Origin of the sequence: Photobacterium aquae, assembly GCF_001029445.1 — a bacterium.
GTDB classification, from domain to species: domain Bacteria; phylum Pseudomonadota; class Gammaproteobacteria; order Enterobacterales; family Vibrionaceae; genus Photobacterium; species Photobacterium aquae.
Map to the genome: position 1 here is coordinate 88,855 of NZ_LDOT01000014.1, position 19,556 is coordinate 108,410.

The window sequence follows — 19,556 nt, forward strand, 5'->3', positions numbered from 1 at the left end:
TACTTACTGAACTGGCAGCTCGATGGATAAACTATTTACATATCTCAATAAATTCGCAGCTATTATGGCTATGCTGATGTTTATCATCGGTGGCGGTATGGCACTGTTCGTGTTTTTCTTCGCCCCCTAGCATCATATTCAGCCATGAAAATCTCATTACTCTCGTTGCAACGAGAGATACAGCGGCTACATTCGCATCCCTCCATCTACTTCAAGTACCCGTCCGGTAAAGTAGTCGCTTTTTAAAATAAATTTCACCGCTTCTGCTACCTCAGACGGTTTACCTATTCGCCCTAATGGGATCATTGCCTGCAATCTCTCGATGGCTTCTGGCTTCAACTGTTTGGCCATTGAGGTATCAATCACACCAGGGGCAATAGCTGCAGCTCTTATTCCGTAACGCGCCAATTCTTTTGCCCAACACACCGCCATCGTAGCAACTGCTGCCTTGGAGGCGGCATAATTACTCTGTCCGGCATTACCCGCTCGGGCAATACTGGAAATATTAATGATCGCCCCCTCGCAATCAGCTTGGATCATCTGCAATGCCGCCTCTCTTCCGCACAGAAACGTTCCTGTACAATTGACTGCCATCACATTCTGAAATTGACTCAACGGCATTTTTTCAATGTCGTCACCCTTGGCTTTAACCAACATGCCATCATGTAATATACCTGCATTGTTGATTAAGCCATTCAGTCGTCCGAAATCCCCCATGATCTGCTCGAACACTGCTTCCACTTGATTCTCATCGGTGACGTTTACCTGATATATAAGCGCTTTGGCACTGAGCATATGGCACTGACGCTGGGTTGCAGCCAACCCTTCAGGATCGATATCAAGCAAGGCTAAGTCAGCACCGGCTCGCGCCAAACAAATTGCTATCATTTGCCCCAACCCTTGACCTGCCCCGGTTATTGCTATGGTTGACTGTCTAATATCCATCCGTCATTCCCCCATCATCACTGCGGCTTACTGCTTCGAGTTATCACTCCGGCGCCGATAAAACTCAAACAAGCTCGAAAAGTCCAGCAACTCGTTACTGGCTGCATTATGGAAGGCATACAAATTTCGCGCCAATGTCCCCATAGGGATCGGGGACTGGCTTTCAACAGCAGCATCGAGTCCCAGCCCCAAATCTTTTAACATCAATTTTGCCATAAACCCCGGTTGATATTGCTGTGACGCAGGCACATTCGCCATCACCCCAGGACAAGGATTATAACGGTCAAGTACCCAATTTTGCCCCGAACTCTGCTGCATGATTTCAGACACAATCTGCGGATCCAACCCATTATCAATAGCAAGGCTCAATGCTTCGCAAACCCCTGCCATCTGAATACCAAGCATAAGATTGTTGCAAATTTTGGCCATCTGGCCATCTCCCGCCTTGCCTGCATGCAGTATTGATTTACCGATCAATTTGAGAACAAGCCCTGCGCGCTGGAAATTGGCATCACTTCCCCCGACGATAAACGTCAATGTACCGGCTTTCGCTCCCGCCACACCGCCAGATACCGGTGCATCGACAAAATCAACTCCCTTACTCGCCGCTTGAATTGCCACCAGCCGAGCCGAAGCAGGGTCGATTGTGGATGAATCAATAAAAAGCGTACCGCTATCGGCCATATTCAGGATACCAAGTCCACCATCATGATCCCCCAAATACACCGCTCTGACCTGTTCGCCGGCCGGTAACATGGTAATCACAGTATCGACGCCTGATACGACTTGTTGCAACGCACCAACAACCTCAGCCCCTTCGTCAGCAAGATCCGATGCGGCATCGGCAACGACATCATAAACCTTAACCTGACATCCGGCTCGTAGCAGATTCAATGCCATAGGGTGGCCCATATTACCCACCCCGATAAACCCAATTTTCATGATTAACCTCCTTTACGCCCCCAAATACTCGGCTTAATACGCGCTGAGTATTCCGTGAGTATGGATTGCCTCGAGATGTTGAAGCGGATGTTCATTGTCTGCCCATAAAGGCGTAAATAAGCGATCAATCAAAGATTCATCGACTTGTTCAACGGTTGCAAACTTCCATTGAGGCTGACCTGTCTTCTCGATAAGCCGAGCTTTGACCCCTTGGTGAAACTCACCAAGTAAACCGCAACGCACCGATATGGTCAGCTCCAATCTAAAACAATCCGCCATTGTTTCATGGCGATATTGCCTAATCTGACGATAACAGATATGGGCCGAAATCGGGCTCCCTGATGACAGGGCCGACTGGGCACGTTGCAACCATGAGGGAGCCACATTTGGCTTTGTACCAAGTGAAGCAATTCCCTGACAAACCTCAGCCAGACTCCCGTACTGGCACACTTGCTGGATCTCGGTAAGATAAGGCAATAGCTGACTACAGGGGTGTTCAGCCAACGTCTGATGCCCCAAACTAGCCAGCACTTGATCAACCAACACTTCTGCCTCGGCACCTAACCAGTCAGCTTGCTGCAAACAAGAAATGAACCTTAGCTTGTCCTTTGACGCGACAACATGATCTGCCATACCGATCGCAAGTGCATCACTGGCATTTAGCGTCGCACCGGTGAGCCCGAGAAACAGACCTACCCCCTGGGGTAATTGATTCAAAAACCACGTCCCCCCTACATCGGGATATAAGCCAATATTGATTTCCGGCATGGCTAATTGGCTTTGCGGCGTCATCACTCGATGGCTAGCTCCGATGTAAAGCCCCATTCCGCCGCCCATCACAATACCATCGCCCCAAACAATGATAGGCTTTGGATAGGTATGAATCAGATAGTCAGTGGTATATTCAAGCGAGAAATAATCCGTCAAAAAGCCTGTTGCCTGACAACCGAGCAACGGCACATCATGTGACGTTGTCACATCATCTTGCACCGAATCCATCACTCGGTACATGCTCCGTACGTCACCTCCTGCGCAGAAGGCCTTACTACCTGAGCTATGGAGAAACACACATGCAATACCTTCATCATGCTGCCAGTGCACCAAAGCCTCGTAGAGTTGCTGTAGCATCGGATAGCTTAATGCATTCAACGACGATGGGTTATCCAGCTCTGCCATTCCTATCTTGCAACCGTCGCGGCAAACCAACTCTGAAATATTGACCTTCCCAGCCCCTTCCATAATGACTCCTAAACGGTAATCGTGAATATTATTGATTTTTCCAAACTGGTGGACGTTTTTCGAGAAAAGCATTAACGCCTTCGCTTTGGTCTACGGTATCGAACAAATGCATAAACAGTTCACGTTCCTTGACCAACGCATGGCACATCGGCGCCGTTCGCGTGTACTGAATCAACTGTTTGCATGCTGCAACCGAGCTTGGTGACTGATTTGCAACAGAGCGGGCCATAGATAGCGCGACATCCAAACTCTGACCGCAGGCTACGACTTCTTCAGCAAGGCCAATATCCACAGCCTGTGACGCTGTCACTCTTTCACCACACAGTATCATCCGCTTTGCCCACCCCTCACCGACAAGCCGAGTTAGGTTTTGCGTTCCCCCTGCGCAAGGAAGCAAGCCAACTTTTGCTTCAGGTAACGCCAACTCGGCGTGAGCTTCAACCACCCGAATATCGCAGGCCATAGCAGCCTCCAGGCCGCCCCCCATCGCATACCCGTTCACCGCCGCGATGGATACCCCCCGAAATGCAGATAGAGTTTCAAAAGCCTCGCCAAAACACTTTGCCATATTAAATGCCGTTGCTTTGTCTCCGTCGGCAAACAGTTTCAAATCCGCCCCTGCGGAAAAAAACTTCTCCCCCTGACCGGTCAAGACCAAAGCATAAATATCCGGATCCGAATCCAATTTTCGTACACTATCTCGCAATTCAATCAAGCTGCTTTCAGTCCAGGTATTGGCTGGTGGATTGACTATCGTAAGTATGGCTAGATGCTTTTCAATATCGCACTGAATCGTTGACGAACCATTCATATAGCCCCCATATTGGATGTGTTATTTCAGTGCAGATCAGCACTGTCTTCGAGCACCCGACGCGCAATGATCAAGCGCATTATCTCATTGGTGCCTTCCAGTATTTGATGAACCCTGACATCCCGAAAATGGCGCTCAAGGGGATATTCACGGATATAGCCATAACCACCAAAGAGCTGTAATGCCTGATCGCAAACCTTAAAACCGATATCCGTCGCCATCCGTTTCGCCATCGCACAATATGCCGTCATCTCGGGATCTTCGTGGTCTAACTTGAAAGCGGCATAGCGTACCAACTGGCGTGCAGCCACAAGCTCGGTAGCCATATCGGCCAACTTAAACTGCACTGACTGAAATTGTGCCAGAGGATGGCCGAACTGATGGCGCTCCACCACATAGCGACGAGCTTCATTTAGGGCCTGTTGTGCTGTTCCTAACGAACACGCGGCAATATTAATCCGGCCACCATCCAATCCCTGCATTGCAAATCGAAAACCATCGCCTTCATTACCCAACAGACAATGGTCGGGAACTCGTACCTGATCAAACGAGATAGATCGGGTCGGTTGACTATTCCACCCCATTTTCGGCTCTTTTCGACCATAGCTGATACCTTCAGCTTGGGCCGGCACAACAAATGCTGAAATACCTTTCGCACCACCTTTATGGGTACGAGCCATAACAATCAATACATCGGTTTCACCAGCCCCGGAAATAAATGCCTTGGCACCATTAATTACATATCCATCACCATCATGATCAGCCCTCGTCAACAATGAGGCAGCATCCGAACCTGCATTGGCTTCCGTCAGGCAATAAGAGCCTAACCATTCACCGATGACTAACTTGGCGCAATATTCAGCCTTTACCTGATCGGTTCCAAACTGGGCTATCATCCAACTCACCATGTTATGTATCGTCATATAGGCTGTAGTTGATGTACACCCCATCGCAAGCTGTTCAAAAATAATGGATGAATCAAGCCGACTTAAACCAAGCCCCCCTTGAGCCTCTGGCACATAAAGCCCCATGAATCCCATATCAGCCGCCTTACGCAGAACCGCTTTGGGAAAAACCTGCAATTCATCCCACGTTGCGGCCTGTGGTGCGAGATGCTCATCGGAAAATTGTCGAGCAGCATCAATAAAAGCCCGCTGCTGTTCGTTCAATTCAAAATCCATCACATGCCCCCATATTTACCCTGCAAACCATACATGCCACTGGCGTACTGGTAGTTAACGCAGATGAATAGTCATATTCGGGCCAGACGGTATATCCTGATCGAACCAGCGTGCCGTGACGGTTTTAGTTTCCGTATAAAAGCGCACCGCCTGCTTTCCGTATGCATGGAGATCACCATAAAAACTACCCCGCCACCCGGTAAACGAGAAAAACGGCAACGGTACCGGTATTGGCACGTTCACTCCGACCTGACCAACCTGAACCTGATGTTGGAACTGACGTGCTGCTGCCCCGCTACCGGTAAATATAGATGTTCCGTTGCCATATGGATTGCGGTTTATGAGCTCAATCGCCTCAGTCAAACTGTCTACTTCCAGACAAACCAATACCGGGCCAAATATCTCCTCCCGGTAAATAGACATTGAGGGTTCAACACCACTAAACAAGGTTGGTCCAACCCAATGACCATCGGGATACCCATCAACGGCACAATGGCTTCCGTCAATTTCACAAATCGCCCCTTGGGCGATTCCCTCTTTAATTAACGCAAGCACCCGCGCCTTGGCCGCGGCACTAATCAACGGCCCATAAGCAGCCTGCTCATCATCCGAAGCTCCGGGGCGGACATGTGACATCCCCGCCCTTAATGCTGGAAGCACCGTCTTTGCACTACCGACCAATACCACCACGGAGATCGCCATGCACCGCTGTCCCGCCGCCCCCACCGCCGACCCGACAAGGTGACTGACAACTTGCTCCATATTGGCATCGGGCATCACAACCATGTGGTTCTTTGCCCCTGCAAATGCCTGCACTCGCTTTCCGCTACCGGTGCCAGTCTGGTAAATATAGCGAGCAACGGGAGCAGAGCCGACAAACGACACAGTACGAATGTCAGGAGCGCTCAGCAGCATATCGACTTGCTCTTTGCCCCCGTGCACAATTTGCAGCACGCCCTTGGGTGCTCCGGCCAACTCAAACAACTCGGCAAGGCGTATCGCAGTCAAAGGCACTTGCTCGGAAGGTTTCAGGACAAAAGTATTACCTGCGGCTATCGCCATCGGAAACATCCAAAGCGGAATCATGGCAGGAAAGTTGAACGGCGTGATCCCGCAACACACCCCCAATGGCTGAATTAATGAATAGGTATCAATATCAGGGGCAACATTCTCAACCGTCTCTCCCATCATTAAGCTAGCGATATTGGCAGCCTGTTCAACCACCTCTATCCCACGCCATACATCGCCTTTAGCATCGGCAGCGTTCTTGCCGGTTTCGCTGGAAATCAACTGCGCCAATTCATCATGATGTTGCTTGAGAAGATGCTGATAACTCAACATCAAGCGGGCTCTTTCCGGAACCGGCACTTCACGCCATGATTGAAATGCCTCACCGGCACTGGTGATTGCCAAGGCCACTTCCTGCTCAGTCGCCAACGGCACTTTTGCTATCTCGACATTGGTTGCAGGATCAGTAACAGGTAACCAATGGCTGGTCGACGAAGATCTGAACACGCCATCGATATACAGGGGTACGCTTGGTAGGCTTTTAAGCTTGTTCATGATGACTCCTCTGGGATGCTCTCCCAGCTCAAAGACTAGGGAATCTCAATAGCAATAGCGGTTGCTTCTCCGCCACCGATACAGCATGCAGCAACGCCCCGCACGGGCCGGTTATCAATATGCCGCTGCCTGCGCAAACGATGGAGCAAGGTAACCAAAATGCGCGCACCACTCGCACCGATAGGATGCCCCAAGGCACACGCGCCACCATCAGAATTGACCCGCTCAGGATCAAGCCCCAACCCTTTGATGGCTAACAACGTAACAACGGCAAATGCCTCGTTAATTTCCCAACTATCAATCTCCGCCTCCCGCCAATTGAGCTGTTCCAATAAACGACGAATAGCGAATTCAGGGGCTGTAATAAATTCTGCAGGCGCTTGAGCATGGGTAGCATGACCTCGAATCACGGCCAAAGGTACAATGCCTGCGGCCTGTGCCATTTCTGAGTCCATTACCACCAATGCTGCCGCACCGTCTGAAATCGCACTTGAGTTCGCCGCCGTCACGGAGCCTTTAGGGGAAAAAGCAGGTTTTAAGTGGGGGATTTTTTCGATATTGATGCTGGAAGGATGCTGATCAGCAATGATTTGCTTATCGCCATGACGATCACTGACGATTACCGGAACAATTTCATCACTGAACCACCCCATCTCCTGGGCCTGCTTGGCTCGCTCTGTCGATTTCACGGCCCATTTGTCCATACTATGCCGGCTTATACCCTCTCGATCCGCGATTTGCTGGGCGTAAACGCCCATCAAATGCCCGTCATAGGCATCCTCCAACCCATCCAAAAACATGTGATCGAGCAATTGGCTATGCCCCAAACGCAACCCATGCCGGGCATTAAGTTGCAAGTACGGCGCATTGGTCATGCTTTCCATGCCCCCAGCAACAATACATTGCCGCCCGAGCAGTACACCGTCGTACGCCTGCATCACCGCTTTCATGCCAGATCCGCACACTTTATTGACAACGCTACACCCGACTGATTCCGAAATCCCAGCAGCCAGTGCTGCTTGCCGAGCTGGTGCCTGCCCGCAACCGGCACTGAGCACAAGCCCCATAATGACCTCATCGATATTAATCTGACTATCCGCCATATCGGCAAGACATCCAGCAATGGCAACACTACCGAGCTGAGGGGCAGGCTGACTGGCCAAGTTGCCCTGAAAACTACCAATAGGTGTTCGTTTAGCTGCAACAATCCAGACTTCTCTATTCATCAGCTTGTCCCCATCCTCATTTTTTGCCGGATCAATAGCCGTAATTCGATAGCTAATCCAACGCTGCTTGCACCAGCTTGACGTTTACGTAAGCATAGCACTAACATTTACGTTAACGTAAAGAAACAAGGCGACAACATCCAAAGGGGTACGCAGTGGAAACCTTCAAGATCAGCGAGCTCGCCAAGGAATTTGATATCACAACACGAAGTATCCGCTTCTACGAAGATGTCGGCCTGCTTCAGCCACAACGCAAGGGAAATACCCGGGTTTACCAACGCCGCGATAAAGTTCGGCTCAGGTTGATCTTGCGAGGCAAGCGGCTTGGGTTTTCATTGGCTGAAATCCGCGAGTTATTTGACCTGTACGATACCCAACAGAGCCAGCACCAACTGAGTAAAATGTTGAGTATTATCGACGATAAAGAAGCTCTACTCCGCCGCCAAATGGAAGATATCAATATTGTCATGCACGAACTTCAAACGGCCCGGAAACGATGCCAGCGGGCACTGAACACTCAATCACCGCTAGGCTAGAGGCTAAATAAACACAGCGAGTTTATATCGCAGCTTGGGGGATGCCATGATTGACCATTTCAAACCACTCAATTTCGGCCTTGATAGCACGTTAGAAATACTCAGGGAGCAAATTAGCAGCTTTGCCAGTCATACTATTGCCCCCGTTGCCAACGCTATTGACCAAAGTAATGAATTTCCCCGCCAGTTATGGCCCAAACTGGGAGAAATGGGACTCCTCGGCGTCACGGTAACCGAACAATATGGTGGCGCAGGCATGGGATATCTTGCCCACGTTATAGCCATGGAAGAAATAAGCCGCGCATCCGCCTCTGTCGGACTGAGTTACGGGGCCCACTCCAACCTCTGTGTCAATCAGATCTTCCGCCACGGCACCGAAGAACAAAAAACAAAATACCTACCAGCATTGATTAGCGGGGAGCATGTTGGTGCACTTGCAATGAGTGAGCCCAATGCCGGCTCGGATGTCGTGAGTATGCAATTACGGGCGGAACAATCCTCAGAAGGGTTTGTCCTAAATGGCAACAAAATGTGGATAACCAACGGACCGGACGCCGATACCCTGATTGTCTATGCGAAAACGGATCCAACCCAAGGATCGCACGGAATTTCGGCATTTATTATTGAACGTCATTTCGCAGGATTCAGCCACGCCCAAAAGCTCGACAAGCTAGGGATGCGCGGTTCAAATACCTGCGAATTAGTGTTCGACCAATGCCTCGTTCCAAGATCCAATCTACTGGGAGAGCTAAATCAAGGCATTCAAGTACTGATGAGTGGTCTTGATTATGAAAGAGTGGTACTCGCGGCAGGCCCTCTTGGGATCATGCGCGCCTGCATGGACATTGTCATCCCCTATGTTCACGAACGTAAGCAGTTCGGCCAACCTATCGGTGAATTTCAGCTAATTCAAGCGAAACTGGCGGATATGTATACCCGAAGCAATGCTGCACGCGCCTATGTCTACACCGTTGCAGCAGCCTGTGACCGTGGTGACCAAACCCGTAAAGACGCCGCTGGCGCCATTCTCTATGCCGCCGAACTCGCCACTCAGGTCGCGCTGGAGACCATCCAAATCCTCGGGGGCAATGGCTACATTAATGACTATCCGGCCGGACGCCTACTTCGCGACGCAAAACTATACGAAATAGGGGCTGGCACTTCAGAAATTCGCCGGATGCTAATCGGTCGCGAACTCTTCGAAGAATCATCACGATAGGACTGGCCATATGACAATAATTCAAACGAGCGTTAACAGGGACGACAAATTTTTCCAAGATAACTATCAGCAACTTTCACACCTTGTCGATGAACTCCATACCCATATCGAGAGCATCAAGCAAGGCGGCGGAGCTTCTGCAATAGAAAAACAACGCGCTAAAGGAAAATTGCCAGTTCGAGAACGCATTGAACTCCTGCTTGATGATGGTTGCTCACTGCTTGAAATCGGTCAGTTTGCCGCCTGGCAAGTTTATGATGAAGACATTGTTTGTGCGGGCGTGGTGACAGGTATCGGCCAAGTAGAGGGGGTCAACTGCATGATCATCGCCAATGATCCTGCGGTAAAAGGAGGAACATATTTCCCGCTCACGGTAAAAAAACACCTGAGGGCCCAAGAAATTGCCCAGCGTTGCCACCTCCCATGTATTTATCTCGTCGACTCAGGCGGGGCCAACCTTCCCCACCAAGCCGATGTATTCCCCGACCGAGATCATTTCGGCCGTATTTTCTATAACCAAGCCCGAATGTCGGCAATTGGCATCCCGCAGCTCGCCGTCGTGATGGGCTCGTGCACCGCTGGTGGCGCATATGTCCCCGCAATGGCCGATGTTTCAATCATCATCAAGGAACAAGGCACCATTTTTCTTGCAGGTCCTCCCCTCGTTAAGGCCGCCACAGGCGAGCAGGTCACCGCGGAGGATCTTGGCGGAGCTTACGTTCACTGCAAAACATCCGGTGTAGCCGACTACTATGCCAACGGCGAACAGCATGCTCTGCAACTAACCCGTCAGGCACTAAAAAGCTGCGCGCTTCCCAAGAGCCTCACCCCAGATACAAACAGCCTCCCTCCCCGCTATCCTCTTGATGATCTCTTTGGCATTGCCGGCACTGACCTGCGCAAGCCCATCAGCATCCGTGAAGTGATCGCCCGCATTGTCGACGATTCCGATTTTGATGAATTCAAATCACTGTATGGCACGTCACTTGTGTGTGGTTTTGCAACACTCTTTGGCCAAACGATAGGCATCGTTGCCAACAACGGCATCCTTTTTTCTGAATCAGCCCAAAAAGGCTGCCACTTCATTGAATTATGTTGCAAACGGAAAATCCCGCTGCTTTTTTTGCAGAACATTACCGGCTTTATGGTAGGCAAGAAGTTCGAAGCAGAAGGCATCGCCAAACATGGGGCCAAAATGGTCATGGCCGTCGCCTGCGCTGATGTACCGAAATTCACGGTGATCATAGGGGGCTCATACGGTGCGGGCAATTACGGTATGTGCGGTCGCGCCTATAGCCCAACGATGATGTGGATGTGGCCCAATGCACGCATATCCGTTATGGGCGGTGAACAGGCAGCCAGCGTATTAGCACAGGTAAACCGCGAGAACCTCAAGCAACAAGGGGTCGACTGGCCAGCTGCCGACGAAGAGCAATTCAAACAACCGATCCGAGACTTATACGAAGCTCAAGGCTCACCCTATTTTGCCAGCGCCCGCCTTTGGGATGACGGTATTATCGATCCAAGAGCCACCCGAGATGTCGTAGGCCAAGCCCTTTTTGCCAGCTTGCAGATCCCCATCCCCGACAGCACATTTGGTATTTTTCGCATGTAAATGGAGTTTTTTATGCCCGCGCTACCATCGACACTGACTCACTTTCATCCTACTGAAGATGCCCCCGTACTGGCATACCTAGACCCTCACGGGGTTGCCACACTGATCCTTAACCGCCCGGAAAAACGAAATGCCTTCGATGCGGAGATGATCGTGGGAATGCAACATTACCTTGAGATATTTGCATCCTATGATGAGCTACGCCTATTAATATTCAAAGCTCAGGGCAACCACTTCTCTGCTGGCGCTGATCTCAACTGGATGAGAAGCATGGCTGATAATAGTTACCCAGAAAACCTCGATGACGCGCGGCAACTTGCCGAACTCATGCATCAATTGGATACCTTTCCCGTACCTACGATTATCACCGTGCAAGGTTTCGCCATAGGAGGAGCGGTCGGTATTATCTGTTGCTGCGATATTGCCCTTGGTGATGAAAGCTGCCGACTGGCACTTAGCGAAGTAAAAGTCGGTTTGATCCCCGCCACTATCATGCCTTACGTAAACCGAACGCTCGGCCAAAGGCAGACTCGACGCTACAGCTTAACGGCTGAATGGATCTCGGCGAAAAAAGCCGAGGAATTGGGGCTCTTCCACCAAATAACAGCAACGCCAGAAGAACGAGAGAATTCGCTAGCCTCGCTTAAACAAAAATTAATGCAAAACAGTCCACAAGCACTGCGTGCCGTTAAACAACTCTGTGCCTATAACTATGCTCACCCACTCGACGATTCTCTCAGGCAGCATACCAGTGATCTCATCGCACAAATTCGTACCTCGCCAGAAGGACAAGAAGGACTTGCCGCCTTTCTGGAGCAACGAGACCCAAATTGGAGAGCCCAATGACGCCCCCCTCTGAACGTATATACCACGGGCATCTGCCCGGCAAGCTGCCAACACGGGTGAAAATTGTTGAGGTTGGCCCTCGCGATGGCTTGCAAAACGAGCAGAATGTTGCAACCGAGGCCAAGCTGGCGTTAATTAACCGCCTATCAGATAGCGGTTTAAAGCACATTGAAACCGGCGCTTTTGTATCTGCGAAGCGGGTGCCACAAATGGCAGACTCACTATCCGTTTTCCATGCCATTAAGCGTCACCCTAATGTCATTTATTCCGCCCTGACCCCAAACATACAGGGCTTTGAAATCGCTCTGGCAGCCAAGGCCTGTGAAGTGGCCGTATTTACCTCTGCATCAGAAGGGTTTTGCCAAAACAACATTCATTGCTCGGTCAATGAAAGCCTAAAACGGTTTGAATCCGTCCTCGCCTTGGCCAAATTGCATGGATTACCCGTTAGGGGCTATGTGTCCTGTGTCTTGGAGTGTCCTTTCGATGGCCCTACCTCACCACAAAACGTGACGAATCTTGCCCGCTCTTTGCTGGATATGGGGTGCTACGAAATATCACTGGGAGATACGATTGGCCGGGGAACACCTCTTCAAGTAGCCCGCCTACTCGACGATGTATCAAAAAAGGTCGATCCAGCTAGGCTTGCAGTTCATTTTCATAATACTTGGGGACAGGCGTTACCTAACATCTATCAAGCCCTTCTAATGGGAATAACAACCATCGATAGTAGCATTGCCGGTTTGGGGGGGTGCCCTTACGCCCCTGGGGCAAGTGGCAACGTAGCAACTGAAGATGTTATTTATTTGTGTGAACAGATGGGGGTTGAGACTGGCGTGGATTTACAAAAGGCCGCAAGTGCTGGTTGGATGATATGTGATGCTCTGGGAATATCACCACGCTCAAACGTTTCTTTAGCACTTCGCAGCCAAAATTAAGTTACGAGCGACTCTCACGTTGCTCTGCTTCTAACTCACTCACCGCCAACCACATTTTCTGTTCACGCTCGAGCGCTCGATCCAAATTACTTTTGCCGCCCTCGACGCTCAGCTGATCCATCGGCCCAATATAACTTTCTGCATGGCAATTAAAGAGTGTTCGGAACTCTTCAATTGTCGGCAAGCAACTATTATCATCTTCAAACGCGTCAAAGATATCGGACACTTTGCCAGACAGGTCCCGTTTAATACCATCAATATCCCCGTTTCCCATCACTTTTCTCCTTTGATGTTAGCATCCTGATCAGCCTAGCTCACTCACAATGCGGTAACTCAAAAATGCAAAGTATTTGTATCATTTTTGATAATGACTAAGAGAAACTTATTCACCCTATAGCACTTTTGTCGCTCAATTAGGATTTGAATCTTAAATTAGAACTTATTGCTGCCATTTTTTCCGTTTATTTACCGATGGCTATACTTAGATTCAGGTTACTTGATAATGATAATTGAACTTAATCCTTAATCGGGTAATTGGGCTACTATTTCGCAAAGACACAAAATAAGCACATCTGGAGGCAATAATAATATGGTAACCGCGTTGCCTTGCTATCGTCACTGTCGAAATCTTGCTGCATTCAGATATTACAGCCTTAGCTTAATTTACGGCGTTATTGCCTATATCCCCACCACCCAAGCAAACAGCGAGGCACCACTAACTGAAAAAGCCCTTCAGGCAACTGAAGAAAATGAGCAAATCATTCATTCTCTCGACCCCAATGATGAGGAATTCGAAATTATTGAATGGATAGATGTAACCCAAGAATCTATCTCCGACACCATTCATGATTACAGTACAGAAGTTGATCATTACCTTGGCAAAGAAGACGATGAACAACCTATGCGCAATGGCAGTTATTTAAAAATCAAGTTTAAGCCCCGTTACAGCCATCGTGAATACTTTGACGGTGACGCGAGCATCAAGCTCAAAATCGACCTTCCCCATACCGAACGCAATTGGAAGCTCATTTTTGATACTGATCCTGATGATTTCGACCGCTTGGAAGACAAACAACGTGGAATAAGTGCAAGCAGCGATAGTAGCCTTAGCGGTACTGTGGGAGGCGTTCGCTTACAAGGACGCAAACTAGGACGGTGGAAAACCAACTTTGATGCCGGTATAAAAATTAGATTGCCGCTCGACCCTTTCGTACGAGCAGATCTAAGACGGGTTGATCGCCTAAGCAGCAATTGGACCAGTAGGATCAAACAAGAAATATTTTACTACCATGAGAAAGGTCCCGGCACACTAACCGAACTGGATTTTTACTTTGCACAACACACAGACCCTTCGACCATACTCAAGCTCAGCAGCAGTGCTCAATTCCTAGATACCGACAACAACTGGGAATTCGTTTACCAAACGGAACTCTTTGATCGAATTGACGATAGAAACCTCATGCAATATACCCTCGGGGTCAGTGCCGATTCTCGCCCTAACTATTCGATTACCAATGCCTGGGCCTCTATGACATGGCGAAACCGGCTTTACAAAGATTGGCTCTATATTGCAGTCAGCCCGGAACTCAACTTTCAAGACAAATTCAATTACCGTATCAACCCCGGAATTATGTTTGAACTAGAGCTATTTTTCATGGCTCAAGGCGGCATTGATCGACTCGCAAGAAAAATCCCCACCCCTGATTAATTACTCACGGCAGAGTATTCCTTATGCACATCCCTTAATTTAGAAACACGAGTTGGATCACACAATATTAATATGCATATTGTCGATAATTATCTAAACTTAGTATATGCTTCAGGTTGCATCAATTGGAATGATGATTAACATTAAAGGAAACGGGGACACTATGGACCAAGCAGACACACTACGTCATTTTTTTGCTCGTCAAGAGTCCAGAAACCACTTGGAACGCTGCATTGAAGAAGTAAGAGATAGCATAAGGGACGGCAATTTCACGCTCTTAAACTACCAACTTAACGAGCTAGAAAAAGCCCAGCTAGACTTTGAATCTTTTGAAGAATAATGCACGATACTCTACTCGACATCACGAGCATTTGCCTTTCTCACCACGGGCTAATACCCCATAGCAATAACAAAGTGCAAGTGATGTCGAATAGTATCTTCGGCTTATTGAAGAGCTATGCAGAAGAGCAACTTTTCGCTGAATAAGTCTTCGCTACAAGCATATACTCCAAGTCCTTCCAATCACGGCTTTTCTCTACTCATAGCCTGCTTTGTTGAAACCAATAACTGGTCAAAAAAGTCACCTACATCATCTCTGTTTAGCCAATCAGGCTTAAACCGAAAGTGCTGCCAATGCTCTAAACGCTCCCATGTCGAATGCAATGGTGGTGTATGCAGATAAAGTAGAACAATCAGACCACACTTAATCGCACTGATAAACGGATTTCGCGGCGAAAACACTTTCATAGCCGTACCAAAGGATTTCTTAATTCGTCGATTGGCCAAGTCAACACTGTACAGTTCATCTAACAGTAAATGGACCAAGCCACCAGCAAACAGAAATAAACCTGACAGCCAAGAAGTCGTATCGCTATAGCCCAATAACGAAATCACCCAAACCACTAACAGTCCTGCTAACGCAATGAATGTTAATGAATGGCAGCATCCCCTATGTACCGTAATTTTCTCCAGAACCGACTTGAAATTATAACGGATGGTCAGATAACAAAAGATGCTGTACACAATCAACTCCAGCATCGACACCAATTTGTATATATGCCCAACAAAACTAAACGTGAGCATTCCGCCAAGCAATCGAAATAGTGTCGCCATTGATGTTGAATTATCCGAATCAACATCTGGCAATAAACCACCAATCGTACCCAACAATATGAGCCATAACGCAGTAACCGGGACGACATGTCCCGCCGACAATAACGCGGTTGCCGCTATACTACTGGTAAGCGCGGCAGTTCCTAGATGGGTTTTAAAATTAGCCACATCAACATCTCTACCTCAGTGAAGAGCTTACCTTTACTATATGGTATTACTGCCTTCACTAAGTTCTCAAAACTGGATATATAACCAGTATTATGTATGAAATATAATGAACTTCAATAAAATCCCATTTTCACGGCGTTACGGCTATTCAATCGATTATTATTTAGGCACATTTTAAGCTTCGATAATATTTGCACCAACCTCATACTCGGTATTAGCTGCAAAATAGAAAGGATTCCCTGACAACACATCCCATGGGCAATTCAACATCCCCAAACAACGTCAAAGGGAAAAATAGTCGTAAGGGCTATAACACTACCTGCTATTAAGCCAGCCTATCCGCCCCCCAAACTGGAAAATTATAAGTATTAATATCATCAATTTGCGTTAGACTTATAGCATTATATAGCCCTGTTAACGCGGAAAACGCCATGGAAGCCGAACAACTCGAAATCTTAAACTTCATCAGCCAATATCCTCCTTTTGACGACTTGCCTGACGAAAAGCTAAAAGAAGTCGCACTAAATACTGAAGTGGCCTACTACCGAGCCGATACGACAATTTTGAATTTTGGCGATGCTATACACGATCTATTCATGATAAGAAGCGGCATTGTTGAAATCTATCGACGTAAAGGCGAACTTTATAACCGAATAGACAAAGGAAATCTTTTTGGTCAGATGGGCCTGCTTATGAACAACAAAGTTCGTATGCCCGCAAAAGCGATTGAAGACACGCTCGTTTACTGCATCCCTGAAAGCATATTCACAATGCTATGTGATGAATTTGACAGTTTTGCTGACTTTATGGAAGTTGAAGAAAGTGCGAGACTTCGCAACGCGATCTCTACTCACTCTGAAGAAAATGACCTGACAACATCCAAAGCGCGTCATATCCTCACACGCGATCCTGTCACGTTAGAATCCACAGCGACTATTCAGCAAGCGGCTACCTTGATGACCGAGGAAAATGTCTCCGCCCTGCTCATCATCAACCCTGAATACGACGAGAACGACGATGATAATGACAGGCTTGTCGGCATCCTGACCGACAGGGATCTCTGCACCCGAGTCTTGGCTCTGGGTATTGATACCAACTTGTTGGTCTCCGACGTGATGAGCTCCGATGTCATTTCGCTCGATTATAACGCCTATGTCTTCGAAGCCATGCTAACCATGCTGCGCTATAACGTACACCACCTGCCTATCTTAAAAAACAAAATCCCAATTGGGATTATTGGCCTGACGGATATCGTTCGTTACGAGTCTCAAAACAGCTTGTTGCTGGTCAGCTCGATCTTCCAACAACAAACAGTCGAAGAGCTCAAATCACTCTCTGAGAATGTCAAAGACTGTTTTGTACGTATGGTTAACGAAGATGCCAATGCCCATATGATTGGTAGCGCCATGTCAGTGATTGGCCGGAGCTTCAAACAACGACTCGCAGAGCTTGCCGAAGAGGAACTTGGGCCAGCACCAATCCCTTACTGCCTCGTTGCCATGGGTTCTATGGCTCGCGATGAGCAACTAATCGTGACTGATCAAGATAACGCCCTCATTTTAGACAATAGTTACGACGAAGAGCGCCACGGCGAATACTTCTCAAAATTCGCCACATTTGTCAGTGATGGGCTCGCGGCCTGTGGCTATAGCTACTGTGATGGTGAAATCATGGCGACTAACCCTCAATGGCGTAAAACTCGTGCTGATTGGGAAGAGTGCTTTGCCGATTGGATTGATGACCCCAACCCACAGCGACTTCTTAATAGCTCGATCTTCTTCGATCTCGATGGTGTCTATGGCCGCCAAAAATGGGCAGAGCAACTCAATAGCTTCATCGTACGACGGGCCCGGAAAAACAACCGTTTTCTAGCCTGTCTTGCTCGCAATGCCATTAATCGCACGCCGCCACTTGGCTTCTTCAAAGACTTCGTGATGGAAAAAGATGGCCGTCACAACAACTCGATCAACCTTAAACGACGCGGAACCGCACCACTGGCGGACTTAATCCGAGTTCATGCGCTTGCTGTCGGGTCACGGTCACAAAACTCATTTGAACGCCTTGATGACATTATTGACGCAGGCATTCTCCCTAAAGGCCGCGGTCAAGATTTACGTGATGCGATGGAATTAATCTACACGGTTAGGATCCGTCACCAAGCCCTAGACATTGAAGCCGGTATCGAAGCCGATAACAGTATTGAGCCCGAGAATATGTCTGATTTCGAACGCCGAAATCTAAAAGCAGCATTCCAAATTCTCAGCAACGCACAAAACTTCATTAAATTCCGCTATCAAGGAAACCGATGATGATGACGTTACTCCACAAAACGTCGAATTCACTTATCGACACCAGCCATACACCCAATTGGCCCCAGCGCTTGGCGACATTGGGGGAAGAGGCCAGTGATGAGCGTCTCAAGTCATTTTACGCAACAGCCAGTGTATTACCTGACACGCCATTAAAAGATGTCCCATTCGTTGCCCTTGATTTTGAAACAACCGGATTAGATCCACATTCGGATGAAATCATTAGTATCGGATTGGTACCCTTTAGCTTATCGCGTATTCATTGCCGGGGCTCTGCGCACTGGGTTGTAAACCCTAACCGGCCACTTAATGAAGAATCTGTAATTATTCATGGCATAACCGATTCCGATGTCGAAAAGGCACCGGAATTACTGAAAGTAATAGAACAGGTACTTGCCGCATTGGCCGGAAAAATCGTCGTCGTACACTATCGAAATATCGAACGGGAGTTCATGAATCAGGCGCTGCTGACTCGACTGGGCGAAGGCATCCAATTTCCGGTCGTCGATACACTCGCAATTGAAGCGGGGGTACAGCAAAAAATGTTCGGAGGCTTCTTCAATCGACTCAAAGGAAAAAAACCGGGTTCTGTACGCCTAGGGCGAGCGCGTGAACGCTACAACCTGCCGGCCTACCAACCACACCACGCACTAACCGATGCACTCGCAACAGCAGAGCTACTACAGGCACAAATTGCCTATCATTACTCACCTGAAACACCAATCTCTGAAATTTGGCTATAACGCCTCTATTCACTTCCTAAGCTACCTTAGATACAAACGGTCAAGGTAGCTTAGGATATGTTTTGCCTCGTATATATCGAGGTTATTTTGACCGATACAATCAAACCACCAGTGGTTAGCACACTAAACACATTAAATTATTTATTAAATAAAGCACATAAAAGCAAAATACAGCCACCACAAAAATCTAAAATAAAACTCACCTTGCCACCGCTCACAATCCCAGTACAGATTTTCAGCAAACAAGCAGCATTTGGCTTAGAGATAGGCAGTTCAAAACAACACAGCAACATACTCAGCACCAAACCATGCCTATATTCATATAGTGAATATTTGATTTTTTATTTTTGGATCAGTGCAATAAGAAACAACATGCCTCATTTCACACTCTTCAGTTTATTTTGAGTCAAGTAAAACACAACACAATAATTACAGCACAAATCATTCGTGTTTT

20 protein-coding genes are annotated in these 19,556 nt (G+C 48.2%); 11 read left to right on the forward strand and 9 right to left on the reverse strand.

What is annotated here, in order from left to right; all coding sequences use genetic code 11:
* Positions 1 to 22: 22 nt before the first annotated feature.
* Positions 23 to 130 (forward strand): hypothetical protein, encoded by a 108-nt coding sequence (locus tag ABT56_RS11900; RefSeq protein ID WP_047879096.1) that lies wholly within the window; start codon positions 23 to 25, stop codon positions 128 to 130.
* Positions 131 to 186: 56 nt separating this feature from the next.
* Here ABT56_RS11900 and ABT56_RS11905 read toward each other — a convergent pair whose 3' ends face one another.
* The 7 genes from ABT56_RS11905 to ABT56_RS11935 are packed head-to-tail and all read right to left on the reverse strand — an operon-like array spanning position 187 to position 7,907.
* Positions 187 to 945 carry an SDR family oxidoreductase gene (locus ABT56_RS11905; protein WP_047879097.1) on the reverse strand — a complete coding sequence of 253 codons (759 nt, stop codon included), beginning with the start codon at positions 943 to 945 and terminating at the stop codon, positions 187 to 189.
* A 27-nt stretch (positions 946 to 972) separates the two neighbouring features.
* Positions 973 to 1,890 carry a 3-hydroxyisobutyrate dehydrogenase gene (mmsB, locus tag ABT56_RS11910; protein ID WP_157037834.1) on the reverse strand — a complete coding sequence of 306 codons (918 nt, stop codon included), beginning with the start codon at positions 1,888 to 1,890 and terminating at the stop codon, positions 973 to 975.
* A 30-nt stretch (positions 1,891 to 1,920) separates the two neighbouring features.
* Positions 1,921 to 3,126: an enoyl-CoA hydratase/isomerase family protein gene (locus ABT56_RS11915; protein ID WP_047879099.1), complete on the reverse strand. Its 1,206-nt coding sequence runs from the start codon at positions 3,124 to 3,126 to the stop codon at positions 1,921 to 1,923.
* Between the two features lie 28 nt (positions 3,127 to 3,154).
* Positions 3,155 to 3,937 carry an enoyl-CoA hydratase gene (locus tag ABT56_RS11920; protein ID WP_047879100.1) on the reverse strand — a complete coding sequence of 261 codons (783 nt, stop codon included), beginning with the start codon at positions 3,935 to 3,937 and terminating at the stop codon, positions 3,155 to 3,157.
* A gap of 26 nt (positions 3,938 to 3,963) precedes the next feature.
* Positions 3,964 to 5,118, reverse strand: coding sequence for an acyl-CoA dehydrogenase family protein (locus tag ABT56_RS11925; RefSeq protein WP_047879101.1), 1,155 nt, complete (start codon positions 5,116 to 5,118; stop codon positions 3,964 to 3,966).
* A 54-nt stretch (positions 5,119 to 5,172) separates the two neighbouring features.
* Positions 5,173 to 6,681: a CoA-acylating methylmalonate-semialdehyde dehydrogenase gene (locus ABT56_RS11930; protein ID WP_047879102.1), complete on the reverse strand. Its 1,509-nt coding sequence runs from the start codon at positions 6,679 to 6,681 to the stop codon at positions 5,173 to 5,175.
* Between the two features lie 35 nt (positions 6,682 to 6,716).
* Positions 6,717 to 7,907: an acetyl-CoA C-acyltransferase gene (locus tag ABT56_RS11935; RefSeq protein WP_047879103.1), complete on the reverse strand. Its 1,191-nt coding sequence runs from the start codon at positions 7,905 to 7,907 to the stop codon at positions 6,717 to 6,719.
* Between the two features lie 155 nt (positions 7,908 to 8,062).
* Here ABT56_RS11935 and ABT56_RS11940 point away from each other — a divergent pair, with 155 nt between their 5' ends.
* Genes ABT56_RS11940 through ABT56_RS11960 form a run of 5 tightly spaced genes read left to right on the forward strand, consistent with a single transcriptional unit; the run spans position 8,063 to position 13,061 of the window.
* The gene (locus tag ABT56_RS11940; RefSeq protein WP_047879104.1) at positions 8,063 to 8,443 is read left to right on the forward strand and encodes a MerR family transcriptional regulator; all 381 of its coding nucleotides are present in this window, start codon (positions 8,063 to 8,065) and stop codon (positions 8,441 to 8,443) included.
* Positions 8,444 to 8,489: 46 nt separating this feature from the next.
* Positions 8,490 to 9,662 (forward strand): isovaleryl-CoA dehydrogenase, encoded by a 1,173-nt coding sequence (locus tag ABT56_RS11945; RefSeq protein WP_047879105.1) that lies wholly within the window; start codon positions 8,490 to 8,492, stop codon positions 9,660 to 9,662.
* 10 nt (positions 9,663 to 9,672) lie between these two features.
* Positions 9,673 to 11,277, forward strand: coding sequence for a carboxyl transferase domain-containing protein (locus ABT56_RS11950; RefSeq protein ID WP_047879106.1), 1,605 nt, complete (start codon positions 9,673 to 9,675; stop codon positions 11,275 to 11,277).
* A gap of 12 nt (positions 11,278 to 11,289) precedes the next feature.
* A complete protein-coding gene (locus tag ABT56_RS11955) occupies positions 11,290 to 12,123 on the forward strand; it encodes an enoyl-CoA hydratase-related protein (RefSeq protein ID WP_047879107.1) in 834 nt (277 codons plus the stop codon).
* Positions 12,120 to 13,061 carry a hydroxymethylglutaryl-CoA lyase gene (locus tag ABT56_RS11960; RefSeq protein WP_047879108.1) on the forward strand — a complete coding sequence of 314 codons (942 nt, stop codon included), beginning with the start codon at positions 12,120 to 12,122 and terminating at the stop codon, positions 13,059 to 13,061. Before ABT56_RS11955 ends, ABT56_RS11960 begins: the two co-directional genes overlap by 4 nt.
* 1 nt (position 13,062) lies before the next feature.
* Here ABT56_RS11960 and ABT56_RS11965 read toward each other — a convergent pair whose 3' ends face one another.
* Entirely contained in the window at positions 13,063 to 13,335 is a 273-nt protein-coding gene (locus ABT56_RS11965) for a hypothetical protein (RefSeq protein ID WP_047879109.1), read from the reverse strand.
* 315 nt (positions 13,336 to 13,650) lie between these two features.
* Here ABT56_RS11965 and ABT56_RS11970 point away from each other — a divergent pair, with 315 nt between their 5' ends.
* A complete protein-coding gene (locus ABT56_RS11970) occupies positions 13,651 to 14,769 on the forward strand; it encodes a hypothetical protein (protein WP_053062465.1) in 1,119 nt (372 codons plus the stop codon).
* Between the two features lie 163 nt (positions 14,770 to 14,932).
* Positions 14,933 to 15,109 carry a hypothetical protein gene (locus ABT56_RS11975; protein ID WP_157037835.1) on the forward strand — a complete coding sequence of 59 codons (177 nt, stop codon included), beginning with the start codon at positions 14,933 to 14,935 and terminating at the stop codon, positions 15,107 to 15,109.
* A gap of 182 nt (positions 15,110 to 15,291) precedes the next feature.
* Here the strand turns inward: ABT56_RS11975 and ABT56_RS11980 are convergent, their stop codons facing one another.
* Positions 15,292 to 16,050, reverse strand: coding sequence for a metal-dependent hydrolase (locus ABT56_RS11980; protein ID WP_047879111.1), 759 nt, complete (start codon positions 16,048 to 16,050; stop codon positions 15,292 to 15,294).
* Positions 16,051 to 16,481: 431 nt separating this feature from the next.
* Here ABT56_RS11980 and ABT56_RS11985 point away from each other — a divergent pair, with 431 nt between their 5' ends.
* The 3 genes from ABT56_RS11985 to ABT56_RS24420 all read left to right on the forward strand — a co-directional run bounded on the left by ABT56_RS11985 (position 16,482) and on the right by ABT56_RS24420 (position 19,507).
* Complete coding sequence (locus tag ABT56_RS11985) at positions 16,482 to 18,359, forward strand: DUF294 nucleotidyltransferase-like domain-containing protein (protein ID WP_047879112.1); 1,878 nt, start codon at positions 16,482 to 16,484, stop codon at positions 18,357 to 18,359.
* Positions 18,356 to 19,102 carry a 3'-5' exonuclease gene (locus tag ABT56_RS11990; protein WP_205626077.1) on the forward strand — a complete coding sequence of 249 codons (747 nt, stop codon included), beginning with the start codon at positions 18,356 to 18,358 and terminating at the stop codon, positions 19,100 to 19,102. Before ABT56_RS11985 ends, ABT56_RS11990 begins: the two co-directional genes overlap by 4 nt.
* A gap of 87 nt (positions 19,103 to 19,189) precedes the next feature.
* Positions 19,190 to 19,507 (forward strand): hypothetical protein, encoded by a 318-nt coding sequence (locus ABT56_RS24420; protein WP_157037837.1) that lies wholly within the window; start codon positions 19,190 to 19,192, stop codon positions 19,505 to 19,507.
* The last annotated feature ends 49 nt before the right edge of the window (positions 19,508 to 19,556 follow it).